Below are 24,691 nucleotides of genomic sequence, written 5' to 3'. Positions count from 1 at the left end.
CCCCTAGCGTCAGCCCATGGCAACCCGCGCCGCGGCCACTCCCGTCACGCCCCCACCCGTGCCGGCGGAGCTGGCCGGGCTCGACGACGGCGACCATGCCGACGTCCACCACCACCTCGGTGCCCACCCCGCGCCCGGTGGCCCCGACGGTGGCGTGCGGTTCTCGGTGTGGGCCCCCGCCGCGTCGCACATCGCCGTGGTGGGCGACTGGAACTTCTGGGATCCGGCCACCACGCCCATGGAGCGGGTGCCCGACAGCCCGATGTGGACCGCCTTCAGCGCCGATGCCCGGCTGGGCCACCGCTACAAGTTCGCCATCACGGATCAGCACGGCCACACGGTCCAGCACGCCGACCCGCTGGCCTTCCGCACCGAGCCGGCGCCCGAGACGGCCTCGATCGTCCACACCAGCACCTACCGGTGGGGCGACGGCGAGTGGAGCGGGCACCGGGCCCACGTGCTGGCCTCGCCGATGTCGGTCTACGAGGTGCACCTCGGATCCTGGCGGCGAGACCCGGGCGAGCCGCACCGAGACCTCGGCTTCCGGGCCCTGGCCACCGAGCTCGCCGAGTACGTGGTGGAGATGGGCTTCACCCACGTGGAGCTGCTCCCCGTGATGGGCCACCCGTTCGCGGGGTCGTGGGGGTACCAGGTCACCTCGTACTTCGCGCCGGCGGCCCGCTGGGGCGAGCCCGACGATCTCAAGCACCTGATCGACACCCTCCACCAGGCCGGCATCGGCGTCATCCTCGACTGGGTCCCGGCGCACTTCCCCAAGGACGAGTGGGCCCTCGGCCGCTTCGATGGCACGCCCCTCTACGAGCACCCCGATCCACTCCGGGGCGACCACCCCGACTGGGGCACCTACATCTTCGACTTCGGCCGCCAGGGCGTCCGCAACTTCCTGCTGTCGAACGCCCGCTACTGGATCGACGAGTACCACGCCGACGCCCTGCGGGTGGATGCCGTGGCCTCCATGCTCTACCTCGACTACTCCCGCGCCGAAGGCGAGTGGCGCCCCAACCAGCACGGCGGCCGCGAGAACCTCGAGGCCGTCTCGCTGATCCACGCCGCCAACGTGCTGGTGCACGACGACGGCGTCGGCGGCTTCACCATCGCCGAGGAGTCGACCGCGTGGCCCGGCGTGTCGCGGCCCGTCGATCAGGGCGGCCTGGGCTTCACCCTCAAGTGGAACCTCGGCTGGATGCACGACACCCTCGACTACTTCGCCAAGGACCCGATCCACCGCCAGCACCACCACCACGACCTCACGTTCGGCGTCCACTACGCGTTCAACGAGAACTTCGTGCTGCCGCTCAGCCACGACGAGGTGGTCCACGGCAAGCGATCGCTCCTGGCGAAGATGCCCGGCGACCGGTGGCAGCAGCTGGCCAACCTGCGCGCCCTGTACGGCTGGATGTGGGCGCACCCGGGCAAGCAGCTCCTGTTCATGGGGGGCGAGCTGGCCCAGGAGCACGAGTGGGACCACGACGGCTCCCTCGACTGGGCCGGGTTGGGCGACCCCGGCAAGGCCGGCGTGCAGCGGGTGGTCCGAGACCTCAACCACGCCTACCGGGCCCGCCCGTCGCTGTGGTCCCGCGACGTCGAGCCCGACGGGTTCACCTGGCTCGACAACGACCCTGCCCACAACGTGTCGGCCTTCGCCCGCATGGGCTCGAACGGCGAGGTGCTGACCTGCGTGGCCAACCTGTCGCCGGTGGTCCACTACGACCACCTGGTCGGGATGCCCGTCGCCGGCCGGTGGACCGAGGTGCTCAACACCGACGCCCAGCTCTACGGGGGCTCGGGCGTCGGCAACCTGGGTGCCGTGGTGGCCGATGGTCCGCCGGCGCACGGCCAGCCCACCTCGGCGCGCATCACCCTGCCGCCCCTGGCCGTGGTGTGGCTCGAGCCCAGCTGAACGGGCCCGACCGACGAGGAGTCGGACAGGTGCGCCGCTAGGTTCCTCGCCGTGCCTGTCGATCCCGCTGTCCTCGCGGCCCTGCACGCCGCGCTCCAGGCCGACCCGGCCAACGTCGAGGTGCGCGCTCACCTGGCGCTGCTCCTGCTGGAGTCGGGAGATGCCGAGGCGGCGTGGGATCAGGCCCGGACCGTGCTCGCCTCGCAGCCCGACCACGTGAGCGCGCTGCGCACCGCGGCCGATGCCGGCGACCGCCTCGGCGAGCTCGACCTGGCCGCGGGCTACCGCCGGCTGCTCGCCGCGCTCGACCCCGCTGGCTCGGCCCCGCCCGACGCCGCTCGCCCCGCCGCCGAGCCGCCTCCGGTCGAACCGATCGCGGTCCCGCTGACCGGAGGGTCGGCGATGCCCGACACGGCCGACGAGCTGCTCGCCCACTGGGACCGCGTCGCCCCCATCAGCGAGCCCGAGATCGGCGCCCTCCACCGGCCCTCGGTGACCCTCGACGACGTCGGCGGCCTCGACCAGGTCAAGGCCCGCCTCGAGCAGTCGTTCCTGGCCCCGCTGCGCCACCCCGAGCTGCAGCTCCAGTTCGGCAAGTCGATGCGCGGCGGCCTGGTCCTCTGGGGCCCGCCCGGCTGCGGCAAGACCTACATCGCCCGGGCCGTGGCCGGCGAGCTGGGTGCCAGCTTCTACGAGGTGGGCCTGGCCGACGTGCTCGACATGTGGATCGGCAGCAGCGAGCGGAACCTCCGGTCGGTGTTCGAGGTGGCCCGGAGCAACCGCCCGTGCGTGCTGTTCTTCGACGAGGTCGACGCGCTCGGCCACAAGCGCACGCAGCTCTCCACCTCGGGCGGCGCCATGCGGGGCGTGGTCAACCAGTTCCTCACCGAGCTCGATGGTGCCAGCAGCGACAACGAGGGCGTCTTCGTCCTGGCGGCCACCAACCACCCGTGGGACATGGACCCGGCCCTGCTGCGCCCGGGGCGCTTCGACCGCAAGCTCCTCGTCCTGCCCCCAGACCTCGACGCCCGCGCCGCCATCTTGGCCACCCACCTGCGCGGCCGGCCCACCGAGGTGCTCCAGCTCGACAAGATCGCCGCCAAGACCGACGGCTTCTCCGGCGCCGACCTCGCCATGGTCTGCGAGCAGGCCACCGAGACCGCGCTGGCCGCATCGGTCAAGGCCGGTTCGGTCCGGCCCATCACCCAGGCCGACCTGACCAGCGCCGCCCGGTCGATCCGCCCGAGCACCGGCGCGTGGTTCGACACCGCCCGCAACTTCGCCAAGTTCAGCAACGAGGGCGGTGACTACGACGAGCTGCTCCCGTACCTGGACCGGAAGCGGCGGTCATGACCAGCTCGGCGGTCTCGCGCGCCTCGATGCTCGTGGCGGTGGGCCGGTGCCGAGACGCCGTCACCCTCCTGCGCAGCGTCGGCGACGACACGGCCAACAGTGCGACCGCGTGCTCGGTGCTCGCCCAGGCCCACCTCGGGCTCGATGAGCCGAAGGAGGCCCTGGAGGCGGCCGATGCCGCCCTGGAGATGGCGCCGCTGCACATCGATGCGCTCCGGTTCCGCGCCCGGGCGCTGAGCCAGCTCCACCGGCACTCCGCCGCCCTCGAGAGCGCCCGCACGGCCGTGCGCTGCTACCCCCACTCGGCGCTGGCCCTCATCACCCTCGCCAACTGCGAGCTCGACGGCGGCCGTCCGCTCGACGCCGAGGCCACCGCCGCCGCCGCCATCGAGATGCAGCCCGCCGACGCCGGCACCCACGCCCTGGCGGGTCGGGTGGCGCTCGAGCTGGGCCAGCTCGACGAGGCCGCCGCCCACCTCCACCGCGCGCTGGCCATCGACCCCGAGCGCGCCGACGCCCTGAACAACCTGGGCATCGTCGAGCTGCGGCGCGGCGAGTACGCGGCCGCCGAGGAGCGGTTCCTCGGCGCCGTCCGCCTCACGGGCTCGGAGACGATGGCGTCCAACCTGCTGCGCGCCCGCAAGGCCGAGCAGTTCCAGCGCGGGCAGTGGTGGCGCACGCCCGTGCTGTTCGTGGTGTTCGCCGGGTGCGCCTTCGTCACCCTCGCGTTCAACAACCCCTGGCCGGGCATCGTGATCAGCGGCCTGGTGGTGGGCGGCCTGCGCATCTCGGTGAACGATCCCGAGGGCGACTGGCCGACGCGGGTGCGGGCCACGGGCCGCCTGGCCGCGCGCACCCTGCCGGCGCTGCTCGTGGCCCTCGCCGTGGCCGGGCTGATCGACGGCCCGCTGTGGCTCACGGCGCTGGCGGTGCCCCTGGCGATCGCCGCCTTCCTCGCCGGCCAGGCCCTGCGCCAGCGAGCCGCCCCCCTTCCGCACATCCCGCGCGCGCCGATCGCCACCGCCAAGGAGGCGGCGCTGGTGGTGAGCGGCGGCGCTGGGCTCTGGGCCGTCGCGGCCCGCGGCAACGGCTACCTGCTGGTGGCGCTGGTGGCCGTCATCTTCGGCGCCCGGATCGTGACCCTGGCGCGCACCGGCCAGCTCCGGTTCCGCGAGCGCGTCCGGCGCCCGCTGCGGGCCATGGCGATCCTGATGATCGCCTACGCCGCGCTGATCATCGCCGCCTCGGTGGCCGATCACGACCCGGGGCCCGGCATCGTGGCGGCCGTGGTCCTGGTGGGTGCCTTCGCGGCCCAGCGCTACCTGCGCCGACCCACGGCACCGGGCACCACCCCCACCGCGTGACCGAACACCCGCGCGATCCGTTCCCCTCCGCTGTCACCCCCCACCGGTAGGGTTCCTCCGTGGCTGATCGACCGAAGCGGCAACGCACCGCAACCTCCAACTTCGGCGTCGGCAAGCGGGAGAACCACGACGCATCGGGCTTCTACGAGCGCTTCGGCGCCCCGCAGATCTCCGCCGACGACGTGGTGAACACGGCGCCGGAGGTCGACCGCATCTGGGTGCACGACGCCCGGGAGATGCCCGAGCTTCCCGACGCATCTGTCGCCCTGGTCGTGACGTCCCCGCCGTACTTCGCCGGCAAGGCCTACGAAGAGGAGCTGGGCCAGGGCTCCATCCCTGCCAGCTACCTCGACTACCTCGAGATGCTCAGCGACGTGTTCGCCGAGTGCGCCCGGGTGCTCGAGCCGGGCGGCCGCATCGCCGTCAACGTGGCCAACCTCGGCCGCAAGCCCTACCGCTCGCTCTCGGCCGACGTCACCCACATCCTCCAAGACCGCCTCGGCCTCCTCCTGCGGGGCGAGGTCATCTGGCAGAAGGCCCGCGGCGCCGGCGGCAACTGCGCCTGGGGCAGCTTCCAGAGCGCCAAGAACCCGGTGCTGCGAGACCTGTCGGAGCGCGTGATCGTGGCCAGCAAGGGCCGCTTCGACCGGGCGCTGTCCACGGCCAAGCGAGAGGCCCGGGGCCTCCCCAGCCAGAGCACGATCGGCAAGGACCGCTTCCTCGACCTCACGCTCGACGTGTGGGAGTTCGCTCCGGAGTCGGCCGTGCGGGTGGGCCACCCCGCGCCGTTCCCCGTCGAGCTGCCCCGCCGCTTCATCGACCTGTACACGTTCGAGGGCGACGTCGTGCTCGACCCGTTCATGGGCTCGGGCTCCACCGGGGTCGCTGCGGTCGAGAGCGGCCGCCGGTTCGCCGGCTACGACACCGATCGCACGTACGCCGATGCCGCGCTCGAGCGCATCGACCGGGCCCGCCACGACCTCGAGCTGGAGCAGGCCGAGCTCAAGCAGGCCACCCTGCCGCCCGTGTTCGACACGCTCCGCGGCCGCTCCCTGAGCGATGCCCAAGAGGTGGTCAACTTCCAGCAGCGGGCCAAGGCCGACGGGGCGCGGGCCCAGGTCCTGGCGCACGAGCTGCTGGAGCACTGCGGGTTCCGCGGCCAGCTCATCGAGGGCAAGAAGTACCCCGTCGGGGTCGAGGTGAACTTCGTCGGCACCGATCGGGCCGGCTGCGAGTGGGTGTTCGACGTGTCGGGTGCGTTCTCCAGCTCCCGGCCCGGCCTGCAGCGCACCGACACGCTCTGGAAGGCCCTCGGCAAGGCCGCCATCTTGCAGACCGAGTACCCCGACCGCGAACGGCCGTGCCGGTACGTCCTGCTCACCACCGACGTGCCCACCTCCGGCTCCGCCGGCGGCAAGGCGCTGAAGAGCGCGCAGGAGTCCGGCCTGATCTGGGACGTCCTGGTGCTCGACCAGCCGGAGTCCGTCGCCGAGCTGCTGCACTACGCCTCCGGCAAGCGGTCCGACCCGGCCGGCCGGCGCCCCACCCCCACCGCCTACGCCTGACCACCGGCCCGTCGGCGCGGGTTCGCGTGCACGAGGAGCCGAACCGGTTCACGATGGTCCGAGCGGCCGAGCGCCGTCGGATGTCCCCACCTCCCGTTCCACCGGAATAGTTGAAGTTTCAACAGCGTTGGTGGGGGAGAACCGAGCCCCAAGGAGGCACGAAATGCCTGCAGTGACCGTCGACGACATCCTCACCCTCCCCCGACTGGCCGAGCCCGACGCGGCCACCACCACCGACCGAGCGGTCAAGAGCCTCACCACCGGCCCCAAGGGCTTCGAGGGCGAAGGCTTCCCCGTCACCCGGGCGTTCGCCGGCGTCGAGCTGCACGAGCTCGACCCGTTCATCCACATGGATCAGATGGGCGAGGTCGAGTACGCCCCCGGCGAGCCCAAGGGCACGCCGTGGCACCCGCACCGCGGGTTCGAGACGGTCACGTACATCATCGACGGCACCTTCCTGCACCAGGACTCGCACGGCGGCGGCGGGGTCATCACCAACGGGGCCACCCAGTGGATGACGGCCGGCAGCGGCCTGCTCCACATCGAGGTCCCGCCCGAGGAGCTGGTGCAGTCGGGCGGCCTGTTCCACGGCATCCAGCTGTGGGTCAACCTGCCCGCCGCCAAGAAGTGGTCGTCGCCGAACTACCAGAGCCTCGAGGGTGAAGACGTCACCCTGCTCACCTCACCTGATGGCGGTGCGCTCATCCGGGTCATCGCCGGCGAGCTCGGCGGCCACCAGGGGCCGGGCAGCACGAAGTCGCCCATCACCATGCTCCACCTCACCATCGAGCCGGGTGCGCAGGTCCGCCTGCCCTGGCCCGAGCACTTCAACGGGCTGGTCTACGGCCTGTCGGGTGCGGGCACGGTCGGCGCCGACCAGCGGCCCCTCGCCAGCGGCCAGCTGGCGGTCACCGCCCCGGGCGACGTGCTCACCATCGGTGGCTCCACCAGCCCCGATGCCCGCACCACGGCGTTCGACGTGCTGGTCCTCGGCGGCCAGAAGATCGGCGAGCCGGTCGCCTGGCAGGGCCCCTTCGTCATGAACACCCGGGCCGAGCTGCTCCAGGCGTTCGGCGACTACGAGGCCGGCAAGCTCGGCGTCATCCCCCCGGGCGCCATCGGCATCAGCTGAGCCCCGGCGCCACCGCACTCAGCTCGAACGGAGAACCAGAAGGGCCGGTCCTCGCGGACCGGCCCTTCGTCGTGGTGTGGGGTTAGACCCCGGTGGTCAGTCGATCACGGGTGCGGGCCGACCGCTCGGCGCCGAGGGCTGCTCCTCGGGCTCGCCCCGGTCGTCGACCAGGGCGTCGATCTCGTCGGGGTCGAGCGACCCGTCCATCGACAGGTCCGTCTGGTTCTCGTGCTCGGCGACCGTGGTGCCGGCCTGGACGCCGAAGTGGTGCGGGAGCAGGAACCAGGCGGCGATCGCCGCGATGATCACCACGATGCCCGCCACCATGGCGGCGAGGCCGATGCCGTCGACGAACGCGGCCCGGGCGCTGTTGGCGATGGCCGCCCCCTGCACGCCGCCGGTCTTGGCGGCGACGGTGAGGGCCCCGGCCAGGCCGGAGTCGGCGAGGTGACGGGCCGAGGCGGGCAGGCCGCCGAGGTCGTGGAGGTTCGACTTGTAGGCCGAGGTCACGATCGAGCCGAGGACGGCCACGCCGAGGGCGCCGCCGAGCTCACGGGTGGTGTCGTTCATGGCCGAGCCGACGCCGGCCTTGCCGAGCGGCACCGACGACATGATCAAGGTGGTCAGCGGGGTCATGGTGGTGGCCATGCCGGCGCCGAGCGGGATGATCGACAGGTAGATGAACCAGATCGGGCTGTCGACCTGCACCTGCGAGAAGAAGGCCATGCCGATGGCGATGAAGGTCAGACCGGCGGGCACCACCCGGTGGGCACCGAAGCGACCGACCAGCTTGGGCACCTGCGGAGCGATCGCCATCATCACGATGGCCATCGGCAGGGTGAGCAGACCCGACTTGAGGGGCGAGTAGCCGAGCACGAGCTGGAAGTACTGGGCCACCAGGAAGAACGTGCCGAACATGGCGAAGAAGGTGAGGGTCATGCCCACCGAGGCCACGCTGAAGCGCCGGTCCTTGAACAGCTTGAGGTCGAGCATCGGGTGCTTGGCCGTGTTCTCCCGCCAGATGAAGGCGGCGATGCCGGCGATGGCGAGGCCGAAGGTGGCGGCCGAGGTGGCCGACAGCCACCCGTGCGTGGGGCCTTCGATGATGCTGTAGACGAGCGCACCGAGACCGATGATCGACAGCAGCGCACCGGGCAGGTCGAGCGGCGACTGCTCGGGGTCCCGGGACTTGGGGACCAGGAAGTAGCCGAGCACCAGGGCGATGAGGATCACCGGCACGTTCACCAGGAACACGGAGCCCCAGTAGAAGTGCCCGAGCAGGTAGCCGGAGGCCAGCGGGCCGATGGCCGCACCGGCACCGGACACGCCGGCCCAGATGGCGATGGCCTTGGGCCGCTCGTGGGCGGGGAAGACGTTGGTGAGGATCGACAGCGTCGACGGCATGATGAACGCCGCCGCCAGGCCCATGACCACGCGGCCACCGATGACGGTGGCGGCGGAGTCGGCCGTCGAGGCCAGGAGCGTGCCGGCGAGGAAGCCGACGAGGCCGGCCTGCAGGGCGCCCTTGCGACCGAAGCGGTCGCCGATGGTGCCGGCGGTGAAGAGCATCCCGGCGAACACCAGCGAGTAGGCCGCCACGATCCACTCGAGCTGGCTGTTCGAGGCGTCGAGCGCCTTCGACAACGTGGGGATGGCCACGTTGAGGGCGGTGTTGCCGATGATGACGATCATCAGGCTGGTGCACAGGACGGGGAGGATCAGCCACCGCCGCTTGTAGATCTCCGGGTCGATCTCGTGCTGGACCGGTGGTGTCGTTGCTGTCATGTTGCTCCCGCGCTTTCGCATCGTCGCGATTTCGCTACGTGGTCGACTCAGAACTCTAGAGAGCCAGATCCGCGCTTGCACCATGTGATTTCCGGTTTGACCTGTGACTCATGCCACTGGACAGGTCGTGATGTTCTGTGAGCGGCCGGGTTTCGCTACGATTCCGGATCGTGGCACGACCCAGAAGCGAAGAAGCGCACCGAGCCGCCATCGAGACCACCACCCAGGTGCTGCTCGAGAGCGGGATCGAAGGCGTCACGTTCGACGCCGTCGCGGCGCGCTCCGGTGTGGCCAAGTCCACCCTCTACCGCCACTTCGGGAGCAAGGAAGCCCTGGTCGCGCTGGCGGCCCGCGGCTGCGTGATCGAGCACCCCACCCCCGACACGGGCAGCCTCGAGGAAGACCTCCTCTTCCTGTTCGGCCGCTACGAGTCCACCGAGGCCGACATGCGGTTCCCCCAGCTGCTGCCGATGCTGATCGACGCCGCCACCCGGGATCCCGAGATGCAGCAGGTCGTCGACGAGGTGATCGCCGAGCGCCGCCGCCCCATCCACACCGTGCTCAAGCTGGCCCAGATGCGCGGCGAGATCAGCCCCGACCTCGACCTCGACGCGGCCGTGGCCACCATCGTCGGGCCCCTCACCTACCGGCGCATCGTCGAGCGCCGAGACGTCACCCCCGAGTTCAAGGACCAGACGCTGCGCGGCGCCGTCGCGGCGCTGCGCTCCACGGTGTTCGCGCCCCGCGCCTCGGCCTGAGCGCCGCCACCAGCCCCGCCTCGATCAGTCGGGCAGGCAGGCCCGCACGTCGTCGAGCGTGGTACGCGGGTTCGTGATGCACAGGCGCAGCACGGTCTCGCCCCGCCAGGTGGTGGGCACCACGAAGCCGATCTGGTCGGCCAGCAGCTGCTCGCTCCACGCCCAGTACTGATCGCGGTCCCAGCCCGTGCGGCGGAACACGATCACCGACAGCTCCGGCTCGGTGACCAGCTCCAGGTGGTCGGTGGCGCGGATCACCTCGGTGGCCGCCTCCGTGGTGGCGATGGTGATGTCGATCGCATCGCGGTACGCATCGGTGCCGTGGACCGCCAGCGAGAACCAGGTGGGCAGGCCGCGGGCCCGGCGGGACAGGTGCGGGGCGTAGTCGCTGGGCGACCAGTCGTCGGTCTCGGTGAGCACGTCGAGGTAGCCGGCGTGCTGGGTGAACGTGCGCTTGGCCAGCCGCGGCTCGCGGTAGAGGATGGCCGCGCAGTCGTAGGGAGCGAAGAGCCACTTGTGCGGATCGATCGTGAGCGAGTCGGCTCGCTCGATCCCGGCGAACAGGTGGCGCCGGGTGGTGGAGCACAGGGCGGCCCCGCCGTAGGCGCCATCGACGTGGAACCAGGCCCCCAGCTCGGCGGCGGCTTCGGCCGCGGCGCTGAGGTCGTCGACCGTGCCCGTGTTGGTGAGCCCGGCGGTGGCGACCACGGCGCACACCGACTCGCGCTCGGCGTCGGTGAGCGAGTCGAGGGCGGTGCGCAGCGCGGCCGCGGTCATGCGGTCGGCGCCGTCGACCTCGACGGGCTGCGACCGGAGGTCGAGCAGCGCCAGCGCGGCGGCGTTGGACGAGTGCGCCGCCGACGACAGGAGCACCAGGGGTCGCCGCTCCTCGCGAGCCGGGTCGACGTCTCGCCACACGGTGCGCGCCACGGCCAGGGCGGAGAGGTTGGCGATGGATCCGCCCGAGACGAACGTGCCGCCGGCGCCGTCGGGCAGCCCCGCCAGGTCGGCGAGCCACCGCAGCGTCTGGTTCTCGGCGTAGACCGAGCCGCTGCCCTCGAGCCAGCTGCCGCCGTAGATGCTGGTGGCGCTCACGATCAGGTCGAACAAGGTGGCGGCCTCGGTGGGCGCGGCCGGGATGAAGGACAGGTACCGCGGGTGGTCGATCGACAGGCACGCCGGGCCGAGCACCTCCTCGAACAGGCGCATCACCTCGGTACCCCCGAGGCCCTCGGCGGTGATGGTCTGCCCGGCTTGGGCCTGGAGCTCGGCGAACGGCACCGAGAAGTCGAGCGGTGGCGGGTCCATGGCCATGCGCTCCGCCGTGAACGCGAAGACCAGCTCCATCAGATCGTGGGCCTGCTGGTCGTGGACGTGCATGCGATCTCCGCACCCAAGGCGTCTGGAATCGAGTGGAGCTGATCGGAATCGAACCGACGACATCTGCCTTGCAAAGGCAGCGCTCTGCCAACTGAGCTACAGCCCCGAGGTGGGAACGGCGAGGTTAGCGAACCCGGTGCCGGCCCCCCAGCGACCGACGGCAGCGCAGGTCGGAGTAACCATGCGCGTCGCGCGCCTGTCATATTGTGGCCAGGCACATCGACGGTTCACTGAGGGGCATCCGTTGGACGCATACGAGTCAGATCAACCAGCACCGGTCGACGGATCCGATGAGGTCGTGATCGACATCACCGATGCCACGCTGGCGAAGCAGGCGCTCTACGACCAGCTGGTCAGGACCACTCCGGCGGGCGAGCAGGTCATCGACCTGCGCGACGAGGTGCTCGCCGCCATCCTCGAGCTGGCGCCCACGGGTCGCACCATCCTCCCGTCCGAGCGCGCCAGCGGCCGCCCGCCCGACCTCCAGGAGGGCGTCCACCTCGAGATCCCCACCACCGATGCCGAGTGGAAGCGCGTCGAGGAGTTCGTCTACGACACCTACCTCGAGCTCGGGTACACCGAGGAGAACCGCGACCACGAGGTGGCCGAGCTCGCCGAGTACCGGTCCCGCTCCCGGTTCCACGTCGCCGTCAACGCCGACGGCGGCATCGTCGGCTCACTGCGCGTGATCATGGGCGAGTACCACGACCTGCCGGTGGGCAAGTTCCAGCGGATCGACTTCGCCGACGAGGAGCCGATGTGCCACATGTCGTCGATCGTCGTCGACCCCGCGGCCCGCAGCAAGGGCGTCATCGAGCACCTCTACCGCGCCGGCTGGGCCGATGGTGTCCGCCACGGCGCCCGCACCATCTCCGGCCTGAGCGAGCGCTGGATGCTCGAGGGCTTCCGCGAGGTCTACTGCATGCCCTTCGTCCCCAGCGGTGTGCCCGAGTGGTACATGGGCGGCGAGGTCATCCCCATGACGATGTCGACGTCGGTCGCCGCCATGGAGCAGGTGGCCCGGGCCAACCCCGAGTTCTGGCTCTGGAACCTCGAGGAGCTCACCGACCAAGAGGTCGAGCACTTCGGGTTCAGCGTCCTGCGCGCCGCACCCAAGGTCTGACCGCACCCGAGGTCTGACCGAGACCTCACCGCTGCGGGCCCGAACGGCCCGGCGGCGTCAGGAGGCGGGGGAGACGTCGCGGGCGCTGCGGACCTTGCGGTAGCCGCTCAGCACCGCGTTGGTTCCGAAGCCCAGGATCAGCAGGCCGAGCACCACCCACACCACGGGCGGGAACGAAGCGTCGCGGCCGGACCACGCCACGTACAGGTACGGCGCCAGGAACGACCCGGCGGCCACCAGACCCCACTTCATGGCGTTGCCCGACTCCTTGTCGATGATCGAGGTGACCACGCGGGCGACGCCGATGGCGTAGGGCACCGCGGTGATCAGATCGATGAAGCCGAACACCCAGATGTTGAGGCCGTACTTCTCGAGCGTGGAGCCGGCGACGGCCACGCGAGCGATGGTGAACGCCACCACCGCGATGACCCAGGAGCCGGTGACGTACTGGCGGAGGCGGTAGCGCGGGTGCTTCGGGGGCTGGTCGTCGGCGTCGGTACCAGCGAGCGCTGTCGTTCCCTGACTCATCTGGGCACCCCCGATCCGCTTTCCGCTCACCCTGCGTGGTGGCAGGCTAGCTCTTGGTGGCGACAAGCGACAGTGCTGGTGAAAATGGACACCTGACGCGGTGATGAGGCGGTCCGCGCGACTCCGGGTACGCGAGCCTGTAGATCTGCCCGTCCTGGCCGACTTGATAGGGAAGATGCGCTCACGTACCTGGATGATCCTGCTTGCGATCGGTTTCGTCGCGAGCACTGCCGCGGCGGTGCTCGGACCGACCGCCCAGATCGTCGTCGCGCTCCCGATCGGGTTCGGGGCCGTGATCTTGGGCCTGATCATCGCCCAGCGCAGCCCCGACCACGTCCGGGCCACGTGGCGGCTGTTCGCCCTCGGCGGCGCCGGCTGCATCATCGCCAGCATCGTCCAGGCGTTCTCCGAGTCGCTCGGGATCGACACCTTCCCCGGCCCCTCGCACCTCATCTACGCCGTGTCGTACGGCACGCTCATCGTCGCCACCTACCGGATGGGCAACATCCGTGCCTCCAACGGCAACCTGGCGGCCCACCTCGACGGCCTGATCATGGCCATCGGCGCCTCCACCGTGGTGTGGGCGCTCGTGCTGTGGCCGTACATGGCCGACACCAGCCACCCGCGCAACGAGCAGCTCGTCAACGTCGGGTTCTCGGTCCTCACGATGATGCTGCTGGCCGCCACCACCCGCCTGGCGGTCGGCCCTGGCGTGCGCAGCGCCAGCTACTACATGCTCGCGGCCGCCGTGGGCCTGGTGTTCGTGACCGACGTGGGGGCCACGCTCTCGTCGGTCAACGGCATCCGCTCGGGCGTGTCGCTCCTGCTGACGCCGTTCATCTACACGCTGTTCGCCGCGGTCTCCATCCACCCGGAGATGCCCTACCTGTTCGAGCCACCATCTGAACGCGTGCACCTGCTGACCCAGAAGCGCCTCGTGCTCCTGGGTGCCGGCCTCCTCGTCGTGCCCGTGATGATCGCGTGGTCCGAGGTCGCCGACCGCCCGATCGACCTGCCCATCCTCGCCATCGGCGCCGCCGCCATGGCCGTCGTGGTGCTGATGCGGTTCCGGCTCCTGGTGAAGGCGCAGGAGGAAGCGGTCCAGATCCAGCAGATCCAGCGCGAGGCCAACGCCGACCTCGCCGCCGCGTCGTCCCGCCACGCCATGCACCGCGCCACCCTGCGGGCCGTCATGCGCCTGGCCGGCGAGCAGCCCGACATGCGGGTGTCGATCACCCAGGCCGTCGGCGACTCGCTGCGCGTGCTCGATGCGGTCGGCCAGGACGCGGAGGCGGCCGTCGGCAGCTCGATCGCCATGGACGCCATCCCCGAGGCGCTGCTCCAGGGCCTCAACGACCGCACGCTCAGCACGGTCGAGGGCGCCGCGCCCATCGACCTCAGCGCCGCCGCGTCCGGCGGGGCCACGGCGTGCGTGCTCGTGGCTCCCCTCAGCTCCCAGCACGACCTCAACGGCGCCCTGATCCTGACCTCGCGCCGTCCGGCCAGCGTCACGCTGATCCAGAGCGTGGAGACCCTCGCCTCCACCGTCTCGCTCGCGCTCGAGAGCGCCGTGCTCACCGAGAACCTCCTGCGCCGCCGCAGCGAGCGCCGGTTCCGGGCCCTCGTCGAGAACTCCTCCGACATCGTCCTGGTGGTCGACTCCGAGCGCCAGATCACCTTCGCCAGCCCGGCGGCCCACCGCCTGCTCGGGCTGAGCGAGAAGTCGCTGCTCGCCACCCACCCCGCCCGCTGGGTGCACGCCGACGACTGGCCGGTGCTCGCCCGCGTCCTCGATGGCACGTCGAGCCAGCAGCACAGCGAGACCGACAGCGTCGAGGTGCGCATCCGCCACATCGACGGCAGCCACCGGTGGTTCGAGATCCGCACCCGCGACCTCGAGCACGATCCCGAGATCCAGGGCCTGGTCGTCACCGCCCGCGGCATCAGCGACCGCAAGGCCACCGAGAAGCAGCTCGCCGAGAGCGAGGCCCGGTTCCGTGCGCTCGTCCAGAGCTCCAGCGACGTCGTGGCCGTCGTCCTCGACAACGGCTGCTTCTCCTACGTCAGCCCGGCCATCTCCGAGATGCTCGGCTACAGCCCCGAAGAGCTCGACGGCACGCCCGCCATCGCCCTCGTGGCACCCGACGAGGTGGCCACGTTCGCCACCACCTACCCCGAGCTGTCGCAGCGCCGCCTGCCCTCGGGCGACCTCACCACCCGCCGCATCGAGACCCAGCTGCGCCACCGCTCGGGTGAGCTGCGCACCGTCGACATCACCGTCAGCGACATGCGCGACGACCCTGCGGTCGGCGGCATCGTGCTCAACGCCCGCGACATCACCGTCCGCAAGGCGCTCGAGGCCGACCTCCGCTTCCAAGCCCTGCACGACACCCTGACCGGGCTGGCCAACCGCACCATGTTCACGCAGCAGACGGCGTCGGCCCTGCGCTCGGGCAAGGGCGTCGAGTCGGTGGGCGCCCTGTTCATCGACCTCGACGACTTCAAGACCGTCAACGACAGCCTCGGCCACGCGGTCGGCGATCAGCTCCTCCAGGAGGTGTCCACCCGGCTGGTCACGTCGCTGTCGTCCGAGGATCTGGCGGCCCGGCTCGGCGGCGACGAGTTCGCCGTGCTCGTGGTCGACGCCCCCGACCAGACGGGCGTGGTGGCCCTCGCCGAGCGGGTGCTCGCCCTGGTGGCCCAGCCCTACCGCATCCAGGGCCGCGACATCCGCGTCACCGCCAGCATCGGCATCGCCTTCGCCGACGACGAGGGCGTCGACGCCGAGGTGCTCCTGCGCAGCGCCGACGTCGCCATGTACCTCGCCAAGGACCGCGGCAAGAACCGGTACGCCGTGTTCGAGGCCCACATGCACACCAGCGTGTTCGAGCGGCTCGAGCTCAAGGCCGACCTGGTCCGCGCCATCGACGACGGCCAGCTGCGCTGCCACTACCAGCCCATCGTGTCGCTCCAGACCGGCCGCATCTCCGGGGTCGAGGCGCTCGTGCGCTGGGAGCACCCCACCCGAGGCCTCCTGTCGCCCGACGCGTTCATCCCGCTCGCCGAGGACACCGGGCTCATCGTCCCGCTCGGCCGCTGGGTCATGCGCGAAGCGTGCCAGCAGCTCCGCGCCTGGCAGCTGCGCCTCCCCGCCCGGTCCACGCTGTCGATGAGCATCAACCTCTCGGTGCGCCAGCTCATGCACGAGCAGATCATCCGCGACGTGCGCGAGGCCATCGACGACGCCGGCCTCGACCCGTCCACGATCACGCTCGAGATCACCGAGACCACCCTCATGCACGACACCGAGATGACCCGCGAGCGCCTGGCCGAGCTGCGCCGCATCGGCGTGTCGCTCGCCGTCGACGACTTCGGCACCGGCTACTCGTCGCTCCAGTACGTGCAGCGCTTCCCCATCGACATCATCAAGATCGACCGCAGCTTCGTGACCGGCCTCGGCACCAACCCGGGTGACGGCGCCGTGGTCCAGTCGATGATCGAGCTTTCGCAGCGCCTCGGGGTCCACACCGTCGCCGAGGGCATCGACCGGCCCGAGCAGGTCACCCTCCTCCAGTCGCTCGGCGCCGACCTCGGCCAGGGCTACCTCTTCTCCAAGCCCGTCGAGGCCTCGAAGATCAGCGACCTCCTCGACTCCAGCCCTCACGAGAACCCCCGCTTCCTCCTCCACTGAGGCTTCGCCTCGATGCAGGGACCCGCTCGACCCGGGCGACCTCACGCACCCGTCGGCCGGGCCCACCCAAGTAGCGTCACCCTTCGTGTCCACCACTCCCGCCTTCGTCTCGCGGCTCGTCCGCCTGCCCCTGACCGACGCCGACGGCGACCCGGTCGGGCGCATCCGAGACGTCGTGTTCGCCCCCTCGGGCGACAAGCTCCGGGTGCTCGGGCTGGTGGCCAACATCGAGCGCCGCAACATCTTCATCAACATGAGCCGCGTCGCCGAGATCGACGCCGGCGGCGTCCGCATGATCGGCGGCACCGTCTCGGTCCGGTCGTTCAGCCAGCGGTCCGGCGAGCAGCTCGCCGTCGGCGACCTGTTCGACACCCGCATCGGCGACGAGTACCTCACCGACCTCGCCATCGCTCCCGGTCCCGACAAGGCGTTCTGGTACGTCGTGCTCGCCGCGCTCGGCCGGCGCGGGCCGCTGCGCCGCCGGGCCCCCAACGTGGTCCCGTGGGAGCAGGTGGCCTCGCACTTCGCCAGCACCCCCGACATGGAGGAGGTCGCCGAGCTCCGAGACCTCCACCCCACCGACGTGGTCAACCGGCTGCAGTCGCTGTCGCTCGCCCGTCGCCAGCAGGTGGTGGCCCTCCTCGCCGACGAGCAGGTGGCCGACCTCCTCGAGGAGATGCCCGAAGAGGAAGCGGTCCGCCTGGTCGAGGGGCTCGACCTCGAGCGCGCCGCCCACATCCTCGAGGAGATGGAGCCCGACGACGCCGCCGACCTCCTCGCCGACCTGGCCGAGTCCGAGCGCGCCGCCATCCTCGAGGAGATGCGCCCGGAGGAGTCGATCCCCCTGCGGCGCCTGCTCGCCTACGACGAGAACACCGCCGGCGGCCTCATGACCCCCGAGCCCGTGATCCTGTCCAACACCACATCGGTGGCCGAAGCGCTGGCATCGATCCGCGCCCGCGAGATCCCCGCCGAGCTCGCGGCCCAGGTGTTCGTCACCCAGTCGCCGGTCTCCACCCCCACCGGCCGGTTCGTCGGCGTGGTCGGGTTCCAGCGGCTGCTGCGCGAGGCCCCGTCCACCACCCTCGAGGAGTGCGTGTCCGGCAGCACCGAGCCCGTCGCCCCCGACCTGCCGCTGCGAGAGGTCGCCGAGCGGCTGGCGTCCTACGACCTGCTCGCCCTGCCGGTCTGCGACCGCGCCGGTCGCCTCGTGGGCGCGGTCACCGTCGACGACGTCCTCGACCACGTCCTGCCCGAGGGGTGGCGGCGGCGCCAGGTCCGGCCGTGAAGCGCGCGGCCATCGTCGTGCTCGCCGGCGCGCTCCTGGTCGCGGGCTGCTCGACCACCGGCGGCAACGACGCCGGACCCACGTCCACCACCTCGTCGAGCACGTCCTCCAAGGGGTCGACCCCCAGCCCCGTGCCCGGGGCGCCCGCCATCGACTGGCACGACTGCGGCGGCGGCTTCCAGTGCGGCGACATGGAGGTCCCGCTCGACTACGCCAAGCCCGACGGCAAGAAGATCCAGATCGCCGTCACCCGCCATCCCGCCGACAAGCCCGACGAGCGCATCGGCGCTCTCTTCATGAACCCGGGCGGCCCCGGCGCCTCGGCCATCGACCTGGCCCGCAACTTCTCCCGCGCCGGCGAGATCGGCGACCGCTTCGACATCGTCGGCTTCGACCCTCGCGGCGTCGGCGAGAGCTCGCCGCTCGACTGCCACTCGCACCTCCTCGACATCTACGACGCCGACCCCACGATCGACAGCGCCGCCGATCGAGCCGAGACGCTGAAGGCCTCCAAGGAGTTCGTCGACGAGTGCCGGCGCAAGTACGGGCCCATCCTCCCGTTCCTCGGGACCACCAACGTCGCCCGCGACATGGATCAGGTCCGCCAGGCGCTCGGCGACGACCAGCTCAACTACCTCGGCTACTCGTACGGCACGTCCCTCGGCCAGGAGTACGCCCGCCTGTTCCCCACCCACGTCCGGTCCATGGTGCTCGACGGCGTCGTCGACCACGCCCCCGACGGGCTGACCACCGCCGAGGAGCAGGCCGGTGGCTTCACCACCGCGATGAAGAGCTACGTGGCCCACTGCAAGGCCGAGGGCTGCGGCTTCGACAAGCCCGCCGACCAGGTGATCGACGATGTGGTGGCCCAGGCCGAGAAGGCGGCCATCCCCGCGCCCAACGCCAACCGCCCCGCCGGCCCCGGCGTCGTCTCGCTCGCCTTGGCGCAGGCCCTCTACAGCGAGACCCTCTGGGGCACCTTGTCCAGCGCGCTGCGCGACGCCCAGGACGGTGACGGCAGCGGCCTGGTCGACCTGGCCGACCAGTACCTCGGCCGCAACGACGACGGCACCTACAGCGGCATGTTCGAGATCTACTTCGCCGTCAGCTGCCTCGACGACAGCTGGCCCACCGACCCGGGCAAGGTCTTCGCGGCGGCGGCCAAGGCCGCCAAGAAGGACCCGCTGTTCGGGTCGCCCATCGTCCTCGACTACATCCGCTGCGCGATGTGGCCGGCCAAGCCGGAGCCGCTGAAGCCGGTTCCGGCCGACACCAAGGGCCTGCCGCCCATCGTCGTGATCAGCACCACCAAGGATCCGGCCACCCCCTACGAGAACGGCGTGGCGGTGGCCGAGCAGATCCCCACGGGGGTGCTCGTCACCAACGTGGGCGAGGGCCACACCATCGTCGGCCAGGGCAAGCCCTGCATCGACGACATGGTGGCCGACTACTTCATCGACCTGACGGTCCCCGAGGACGGGCTCGTCTGCAAGTAGGGCCGGATCCGGGAGCTGCCCCGGACCACCTCGTGCGTCGAGGCGCAGACCTCCCCGGCGCTCGGGGCCAGCACCCCGTCGACGAACCACCACTGGCCCCGCACCCGCTCGCGGTCCACGTCGATGAGCACGTACCCGTGGCCGTCGAAGTCGGTCCACCGGGCGTGGGGGAAGGTCTCGAGGAACCGGTCCTGCACCGCCCGTGACCCCCCGTAGGCGTAGCCGAGCTTGTCATCGAGGTTCTGCGACGTGATGCTCGCCGTCACCAGCTCGGCGGCGATGGGCTCGGCGCCGGAGGCCGCGGCCGCGAACGGGTCGCGGTGGACCTCGCACGCCAGCCCGACGTGGATGTCACCCGACAGCACGACCAGGTCCCGGATCTGCTGCTCCTCGACGTGGCGCAAGATGGCGTCGCGCTCCGCGGGGTAGCCATCCCACTGGTCGCTGTCGCACGCCAGCTGGTCGGCGTGGATGAGCTTGAGCTTGCGCAGCGCCGGCAGCAGGTCTTCGGGCAGGTCAGGGCCGAACGTGGTCGACAGCACCGAGGGGTTGCCCCACAGCCGCCAGGCCGCGGTCGACGCCGACAGCTCGTCGAGCAGCCACCCCCGCTGCTCGGCGCCGAGCGCGGTGCGCTCCGGATCGAGCATCGCCAGGCCGCCGACCGGCTGGTCGCGACGGCTGCGGGCATCGGTCAGCACCAGATCGGCCAGGTCCCCGAGCGCCATCGACCGGAACACCCGGGTGGGATCGTCGGGATCGGGCCGCCGGACCGGCAGCCACTCCTCGCGGGCCCGGAGCGCGCCGGCCTTCCGATCCGCCCAGGGCCCGAAGGCGGCCTCATCGTGGTTGTCGGCTCCACCGCGCCAGGCCCCGTCGGCGAGCTCGTGGTCGTCGAGGGTGGCGATGATCGGCAGCGCGGCCCGCAGCCGCAGGACCGACGGGTCGGCGCCGTACTGCCGGTAGCGGGTGCGGTAGTCGTCGAGGGTCACGCACTCGTGCAGCGGTGCGAACTGCCGGCCGATGTCGGCACCCGGCGTCTGGTTCTTGGGCGGGGTGTTCGACGCCTCGTAGATGTAGTCGCCGAGGTGCAGCAGGAAGTCGATGTCACCGGCCTCGCCACGATCCGCGATCCGGTCGTAGGTGTTGAAGAACCCGGCGTTGAACTTGGCGCACGACACCATGGCGAACCGGGCCCGCTCGGTCGGCCCCGCCGGGAGGGTGCGGGTGCGCCCCACCGTCGACGACGCCCCCGCGATGGCGAACTCGAAGCAGTAGCTGGTGGCGGGCTCGAGCCCGGTCACGTCGACGTGGACCGTGTGGTCCCGGTCGGCCCGAGCCACGGCGGTGCCCTCGGCCACGACGTGCTCGAGGGCGCGGTCGGTGGCCACCGCCCACGACACCTCGACGTCCGCGCCGGTGTCGGCGCCGGACACGTGGGTCCAGATGATCACTCGATCCGTGAGCGGATCGCCGCTGGCGACCCCGAAGGCGAAGGCGTTGCTGTCCATGCGATCAGCGGACCACGCGGCCCCCTCCCGCCACATGAGCAGCAGGTACTCATTTTCTCCGTGCCCGACGAGCGCCGGCCGTCGTGGAGGGCCGGAGGCAGACCGATCAGCTGCTCGCCAGCTCGCCGGCAACCAGGGGCTCCAGCACCAGCTCGGGCTGGTCGGCCATGAGCCGGTCGAGCCAGTAGATGCTCTCGAACACGGCGATGAGCGTGCCGTCGGAGCGGCCCAGGACGTCGACCCCGCGCATCGAGCGGAGGGCCCCGGCGCTCGCCGCATCGGTGCGACGCGCCACCGTGTACGACGTGGGGCTCAGCTCCACGGGAGCGCCGAACTCGTTCTCGAGGCGGTGGACCGCCACCTCGAACTGCATGGGCCCGACGGCGGCCAGGACCGGCGCCTGATCACCGAAGTCGGGGTCGCGCAGCACCTGCACCACGCCCTCCTCGTCGAGCTGGGCGATCCCCTTGCGGAACTGCTTGAACTTGCTGGTGTCCCGGACGCGGATCACCGAGAAGTGCTCGGGGGCGAAGCTCGGGATGCGCGGGAACGTCACCGGCTGGTCCAGCCACAGCGTGTCGCCCACGCGCACGTCCATGGCGTTGACCAGGCCCACCACGTCGCCCGGGAACGCCACGTCGAGGGTCTCGCGGTCGGCGCCGTTCACGGTGTGGGCGTACTTGGTGGCGAACGGGCGGCCGGTGGCGTCGTGGGTGACGACCATCCCGCGCTCGAACTGCCCCGAGCACACCCGCATGAACGCGCTGCGGTCGCGGTGCGCCTTGTCCATGTTGGCCTGCACCTTGAACACGAACCCGCTGAACGGGGCATCGATCGGGCGCGGGGCATCGTCGAGATCGAGGCGGGCCGACGGCGCCGGGGCCAGGTCGATCACCCCATCGAGGAGGAGCCGCACGCCGAAGTTCGTGACGGCCGAGCCGAAGAACGTGGGCGACAGCTCTCCGCCGAGGAAGAGCTCCTCGTCGTAGTCGAGCCCCATGGCCGAGAGCATCTCGTGACCTTCGCCCGCTGCGGTCCAGGCGGCGCCCTCCTCGGCGGCGGCCCGCTCGGAGTCGACGATCTCCTCGGGTGCCTCGGTGGCGCCGCGCGCGGTTCGGGTGAACCGGACGAACGTGTCGGTGCGGCGATCGATCACCCCACGGAAGTCGCCGGCGATCCCGACGGGCCACGTGACCGGCGCGGCGGTCACACCGATCTTCTCGTCGATCTGGTCGAGCAGCTCCAACGGGTCGAGCCCGGGCCGGTCCCACTTGTTGATGAAGGTGATGATCGGGATCTGCCGCGCCTTGGCCACCTCGAACAGCTTGAGGGTCTGCGGCTCGATGCCCTTCGCCGCGTCGAGCACCATCACCGCGGCGTCGGCCGCCGCCAGCACGCGGTAGGTGTCCTCGGAGAAGTCGCGGTGACCAGGCGTGTCGAGCAGATTGACCACGCAGTCGCGGTAGGGGAACTGGAGCACCGTCGAGGTGATCGAGATGCCGCGCTGCTGCTCCAGCTCCATCCAGTCGGAGGTGGCCGAGCGGCGATCGCCACGGGCCTTCACCGCGCCGGCACCGGTGGTGAGGGCCCCGCCGTAGAGCAGGAACTTCTCGGTGAGGGTGGTCTTGCCGGCATCGGGGTGGGAGATGATCGCGAAGGTGCGGCGGCGGGCAGCTTCGGTGATGGGATCAGACATGGTGCAGGAGGCTCCTGGGGCGCGGGGATGGACGGACGCGGGACTCGGGTGGGCGAGCAGCGAGCGTCGTCAGAGGTCGTGGCAGCGTGCGCACCGACCGAAGAGGTCGAGGCGGTGGTGATCGGCCTGGAACCCGGCGGTCCGGGCCACCTCGGCCATCAGCTCGTCGAGCGAGCGTTCGAGACCGTCGGGCGCGGTGAAGTCGGCGACCGCTCCGCACGAGGTGCAGATCAGGTGGTGATGGTGGTGGTCGGTGAGGTCCTCGGCCAGCTCGAACCGGGCGAACTCGTCGGAACCGGCCACGCGGTTGACGATCCCGCACGACTCCAGGACCGCCAGGTTCCGGTAGGCCGAGCTCTGGGCCAGGTCTCCCTCGACCAGGACCTCGGCCGCGGTGAGAGGCCGGCCCGCGCCTTCGAGCACCTCCACCAGCTTGCGCCGGCCGGAGGTGTAGCGCTGCCCGTCGTCGTCGAGGCGGGAGGCGATCGCAGGGTGCAGGTCGTCGGCCACGCAGGCACCCTACCGGTCACCCCCACCGCCGGAACCTGGTGTCGCCAACGGTCGTAACGCTATCGTCATATAGTCCCGCGTCGTCGTGCCGATCTGTAGCACTGGCCGCATCGGCCGCATCCGGCCCATCCCGAAGGTCTCTTCCTCCATGTCCTGCAGCTGCCATCCCGACGACGAGCACCAGAAGCGGCACCTCAGCCGGCGCCTCGTGCTCGCGGGCGGACTGGCCGTGGGCCTCACCCCGCTGCTCCCCCGGGTCGCCGGCGCCACCGACCCCGATCCCGGGCTCGAGGGCACCGACGGAGCCACCGGCGCCGCCACCCGCGACTACGGCTTCTTGCCGCCGCGACCGGCCTCGGAGAAGTACGTCCGGCCGATCATGTTCCCGGTGCTGCCCGACGCCACGCTGGGCAAGGCCACCTGGTCCGACACGTACCTGGCGCCCCGCAGCGGTGGCCGCCTGCACGAGGGCCAGGACCTCATGGGCAAGAAGATGCTCAAGCTCCTGGCGGTCACCGACGGCACGATCGTCGAGCTGAGGCACGACACCGCCGGCAACTCGCTCTACCTCAAGGGCGACGACGGCTGGTACTACTGCTACCTCCACATCAACAACGACGACCCGGGCACCGACAACGGCGCCAACCAGTTCAAGTACGCCTTCACCACGGGCATGGCCATCGGGAAGCGGGTCCTCAAGGGCGAGCACATCGCCTACCTCGGCGACAGCGGCAACGCCGAAGCCACCGGCTCGCACTGCCACTTCGAGATCCGCATGCCCAACGCGAAGTGGTACAACGCGGCGGCGGTGAACGCGAAGTACTCGCTCGAGGCGGCCCTCCCGGCCAAGGTCCGGGCCAAGGTCGCCGACGCCGCCTTCGCCCCCCTGGCCAACGCCTCGGCCTTCGCCCGGCAGCAGTCGCTCGACTTCCTCGGCCTCGAGCCGTCAGCGGCCTGGCTGCAGCAAGCCGTCGGCGATCTCGAGGGTGCGGTCGTCGGCCTCGACGCCTTCATCGAGGGGATGCTCGCCGAGAACGGGTCCACCAACATCACGGCGCCGATCATCCGCCTCTACCTCGGCTACTTCCTGCGCATCCCCGACTACGGCGGCCTCGCCTACTGGATCGGCAAGATCCGCACCGGCACCAAGCTCGACGCCGCCGCCACCCAGTTCGCCAACAGCCGCGAGTTCATCAAGAGCTACGGCCCACTCACCAACACGGCGTTCGTGACCAAGATCTACGAGCTGCTGTTCACCCGTGAGCCCGACGCCGCCGGGCTCGCCTACTGGGTGCAGCGTCTCGACAACGGCGCGTCGCGCGGCTGGGTGATGCGCCAGATGTGCGAGTCCACCGAGTACAAGCGCAAGACCGACTCCCAGGTCCGCGTCATCCAGGTGTACACGGCCATGCTGAACCGCGCGCCCGACTCCAGCGGCTACGACTACTGGGCCCACAAGGACGCCGGCATCGACACCGGTCTCCAGCAGCTCATCAAGAGCCTTCGCACCGGCACCACCTACGCCTCCCGCTTCTGAGGGTCTGAGGCTCGCCTCACCAGCGCGGGTCGGCCCACGCCTGTCCCCGAGTCCCG

At 71.1% G+C, this 24,691-nt stretch carries 17 protein-coding genes and 1 tRNA gene; 11 read left to right on the top strand and 7 right to left on the bottom strand.

Annotation, left to right across the window (positions count from 1 at the left end; translation table 11 throughout):
* Nucleotides 1-16 precede the first annotated feature (16 nt).
* The 5 genes from glgB to ACPPVX_RS11535 all read left to right on the top strand — a co-directional run bounded on the left by glgB (nt 17) and on the right by ACPPVX_RS11535 (nt 7,335).
* The gene (gene glgB, locus ACPPVX_RS11555; protein ID WP_426570706.1) at nt 17-1,921 is read left to right on the top strand and encodes a 1,4-alpha-glucan branching protein GlgB; all 1,905 of its coding nucleotides are present in this window, start codon (nt 17-19) and stop codon (nt 1,919-1,921) included.
* Between the two features lie 51 nt (nt 1,922-1,972).
* Nucleotides 1,973-3,274: an AAA family ATPase gene (locus ACPPVX_RS11550; protein WP_426570705.1), complete on the top strand. Its 1,302-nt coding sequence runs from the start codon at nt 1,973-1,975 to the stop codon at nt 3,272-3,274.
* Nucleotides 3,271-4,638, top strand: coding sequence for a tetratricopeptide repeat protein (locus tag ACPPVX_RS11545; protein ID WP_426570704.1), 1,368 nt, complete (start codon nt 3,271-3,273; stop codon nt 4,636-4,638). Before ACPPVX_RS11550 ends, ACPPVX_RS11545 begins: the two co-directional genes overlap by 4 nt.
* A gap of 59 nt (nt 4,639-4,697) precedes the next feature.
* On the top strand, nt 4,698-6,203 hold the full coding sequence (locus tag ACPPVX_RS11540; protein ID WP_426570703.1) for a DNA-methyltransferase: 1,506 nt from the start codon (nt 4,698-4,700) through the stop codon (nt 6,201-6,203).
* Nucleotides 6,204-6,366: 163 nt separating this feature from the next.
* Nucleotides 6,367-7,335 (top strand): pirin family protein, encoded by a 969-nt coding sequence (locus ACPPVX_RS11535; RefSeq protein WP_426570702.1) that lies wholly within the window; start codon nt 6,367-6,369, stop codon nt 7,333-7,335.
* A gap of 96 nt (nt 7,336-7,431) precedes the next feature.
* Here the strand turns inward: ACPPVX_RS11535 and ACPPVX_RS11530 are convergent, their stop codons facing one another.
* A complete protein-coding gene (locus ACPPVX_RS11530) occupies nt 7,432-9,120 on the bottom strand; it encodes an MFS transporter (protein ID WP_426570701.1) in 1,689 nt (562 codons plus the stop codon).
* A gap of 170 nt (nt 9,121-9,290) precedes the next feature.
* Between ACPPVX_RS11530 and ACPPVX_RS11525 the strand changes: the two genes are divergently transcribed.
* Entirely contained in the window at nt 9,291-9,878 is a 588-nt protein-coding gene (locus tag ACPPVX_RS11525; protein WP_426570700.1) for a TetR/AcrR family transcriptional regulator, read from the top strand.
* Nucleotides 9,879-9,902: 24 nt separating this feature from the next.
* Here ACPPVX_RS11525 and ACPPVX_RS11520 read toward each other — a convergent pair whose 3' ends face one another.
* Together ACPPVX_RS11520 and ACPPVX_RS11515 are read right to left on the bottom strand one after the other, a co-directional pair.
* A complete protein-coding gene (locus ACPPVX_RS11520; RefSeq protein ID WP_426570699.1) occupies nt 9,903-11,258 on the bottom strand; it encodes a pyridoxal phosphate-dependent decarboxylase family protein in 1,356 nt (451 codons plus the stop codon).
* Nucleotides 11,259-11,291: 33 nt separating this feature from the next.
* Nucleotides 11,292-11,364 (bottom strand) — tRNA-Ala (locus tag ACPPVX_RS11515).
* Nucleotides 11,365-11,556: 192 nt separating this feature from the next.
* Here ACPPVX_RS11515 and ACPPVX_RS11510 point away from each other — a divergent pair.
* Complete coding sequence (locus ACPPVX_RS11510; protein WP_426570698.1) at nt 11,557-12,381, top strand: GNAT family N-acetyltransferase; 825 nt, start codon at nt 11,557-11,559, stop codon at nt 12,379-12,381.
* Nucleotides 12,382-12,438: 57 nt separating this feature from the next.
* Here ACPPVX_RS11510 and ACPPVX_RS11505 read toward each other — a convergent pair whose 3' ends face one another.
* Nucleotides 12,439-12,909 carry a hypothetical protein gene (locus ACPPVX_RS11505; protein WP_426570697.1) on the bottom strand — a complete coding sequence of 157 codons (471 nt, stop codon included), beginning with the start codon at nt 12,907-12,909 and terminating at the stop codon, nt 12,439-12,441.
* A gap of 193 nt (nt 12,910-13,102) precedes the next feature.
* Between ACPPVX_RS11505 and ACPPVX_RS11500 the strand changes: the two genes are divergently transcribed.
* From ACPPVX_RS11500 to ACPPVX_RS11490, 3 genes are all read left to right on the top strand, one after another.
* Nucleotides 13,103-16,600 (top strand): EAL domain-containing protein, encoded by a 3,498-nt coding sequence (locus tag ACPPVX_RS11500; protein ID WP_426570696.1) that lies wholly within the window; start codon nt 13,103-13,105, stop codon nt 16,598-16,600.
* 85 nt (nt 16,601-16,685) lie between these two features.
* A complete protein-coding gene (locus ACPPVX_RS11495; protein WP_426570695.1) occupies nt 16,686-17,888 on the top strand; it encodes a magnesium transporter MgtE N-terminal domain-containing protein in 1,203 nt (400 codons plus the stop codon).
* Complete coding sequence (locus tag ACPPVX_RS11490; protein WP_426570694.1) at nt 17,885-19,384, top strand: alpha/beta hydrolase; 1,500 nt, start codon at nt 17,885-17,887, stop codon at nt 19,382-19,384. Before ACPPVX_RS11495 ends, ACPPVX_RS11490 begins: the two co-directional genes overlap by 4 nt.
* Here ACPPVX_RS11490 and ACPPVX_RS11485 read toward each other — a convergent pair.
* The 3 genes from ACPPVX_RS11485 to ACPPVX_RS11475 all read right to left on the bottom strand — a co-directional run bounded on the left by ACPPVX_RS11485 (nt 19,336) and on the right by ACPPVX_RS11475 (nt 23,098).
* Nucleotides 19,336-20,892 (bottom strand): alkaline phosphatase D family protein, encoded by a 1,557-nt coding sequence (locus ACPPVX_RS11485; protein WP_426570693.1) that lies wholly within the window; start codon nt 20,890-20,892, stop codon nt 19,336-19,338. The genes ACPPVX_RS11490 and ACPPVX_RS11485 overlap by 49 nt on opposite strands.
* A gap of 106 nt (nt 20,893-20,998) precedes the next feature.
* Complete coding sequence (locus ACPPVX_RS11480) at nt 20,999-22,588, bottom strand: peptide chain release factor 3 (RefSeq protein WP_426570692.1); 1,590 nt, start codon at nt 22,586-22,588, stop codon at nt 20,999-21,001.
* Between the two features lie 69 nt (nt 22,589-22,657).
* Nucleotides 22,658-23,098 carry a Fur family transcriptional regulator gene (locus tag ACPPVX_RS11475; RefSeq protein ID WP_426570691.1) on the bottom strand — a complete coding sequence of 147 codons (441 nt, stop codon included), beginning with the start codon at nt 23,096-23,098 and terminating at the stop codon, nt 22,658-22,660.
* Between the two features lie 148 nt (nt 23,099-23,246).
* Here ACPPVX_RS11475 and ACPPVX_RS11470 point away from each other — a divergent pair, with 148 nt between their 5' ends.
* A complete protein-coding gene (locus ACPPVX_RS11470; protein ID WP_426570690.1) occupies nt 23,247-24,635 on the top strand; it encodes a DUF4214 domain-containing protein in 1,389 nt (462 codons plus the stop codon).
* Nucleotides 24,636-24,691: the final 56 nt, after the last annotated feature.

It is taken from the genome of Aquihabitans sp. McL0605 (assembly GCF_049993875.1).
Lineage (GTDB): Bacteria > Actinomycetota > Acidimicrobiia > Acidimicrobiales > Iamiaceae > Aquihabitans.
The sequence above is the reverse complement of the archived record's forward strand: the minus strand, read 5'-3'. Positions and strand labels throughout refer to the sequence as shown.

Coding starts and splice junctions, on each gene's coding strand:
- glgB (WP_426570706.1), top strand. CDS start 17: ATGGCAACCCGCGCCGCGGCCACTCCCGTCACGCCCCCACCCGTGCCG.
- ACPPVX_RS11545 (WP_426570704.1), top strand. CDS start 3,271: ATGACCAGCTCGGCGGTCTCGCGCGCCTCGATGCTCGTGGCGGTGGGC.
- ACPPVX_RS11535 (WP_426570702.1), top strand. CDS start 6,367: ATGCCTGCAGTGACCGTCGACGACATCCTCACCCTCCCCCGACTGGCC.
- ACPPVX_RS11530 (WP_426570701.1), bottom strand. CDS start 9,120: ATGACAGCAACGACACCACCGGTCCAGCACGAGATCGACCCGGAGATC.
- ACPPVX_RS11520 (WP_426570699.1), bottom strand. CDS start 11,258: ATGCACGTCCACGACCAGCAGGCCCACGATCTGATGGAGCTGGTCTTC.
- ACPPVX_RS11505 (WP_426570697.1), bottom strand. CDS start 12,909: ATGAGTCAGGGAACGACAGCGCTCGCTGGTACCGACGCCGACGACCAG.
- ACPPVX_RS11500 (WP_426570696.1), top strand. CDS start 13,103: ATGATCCTGCTTGCGATCGGTTTCGTCGCGAGCACTGCCGCGGCGGTG.
- ACPPVX_RS11485 (WP_426570693.1), bottom strand. CDS start 20,892: ATGGACAGCAACGCCTTCGCCTTCGGGGTCGCCAGCGGCGATCCGCTC.
- ACPPVX_RS11480 (WP_426570692.1), bottom strand. CDS start 22,588: ATGTCTGATCCCATCACCGAAGCTGCCCGCCGCCGCACCTTCGCGATC.
- ACPPVX_RS11470 (WP_426570690.1), top strand. CDS start 23,247: ATGTCCTGCAGCTGCCATCCCGACGACGAGCACCAGAAGCGGCACCTC.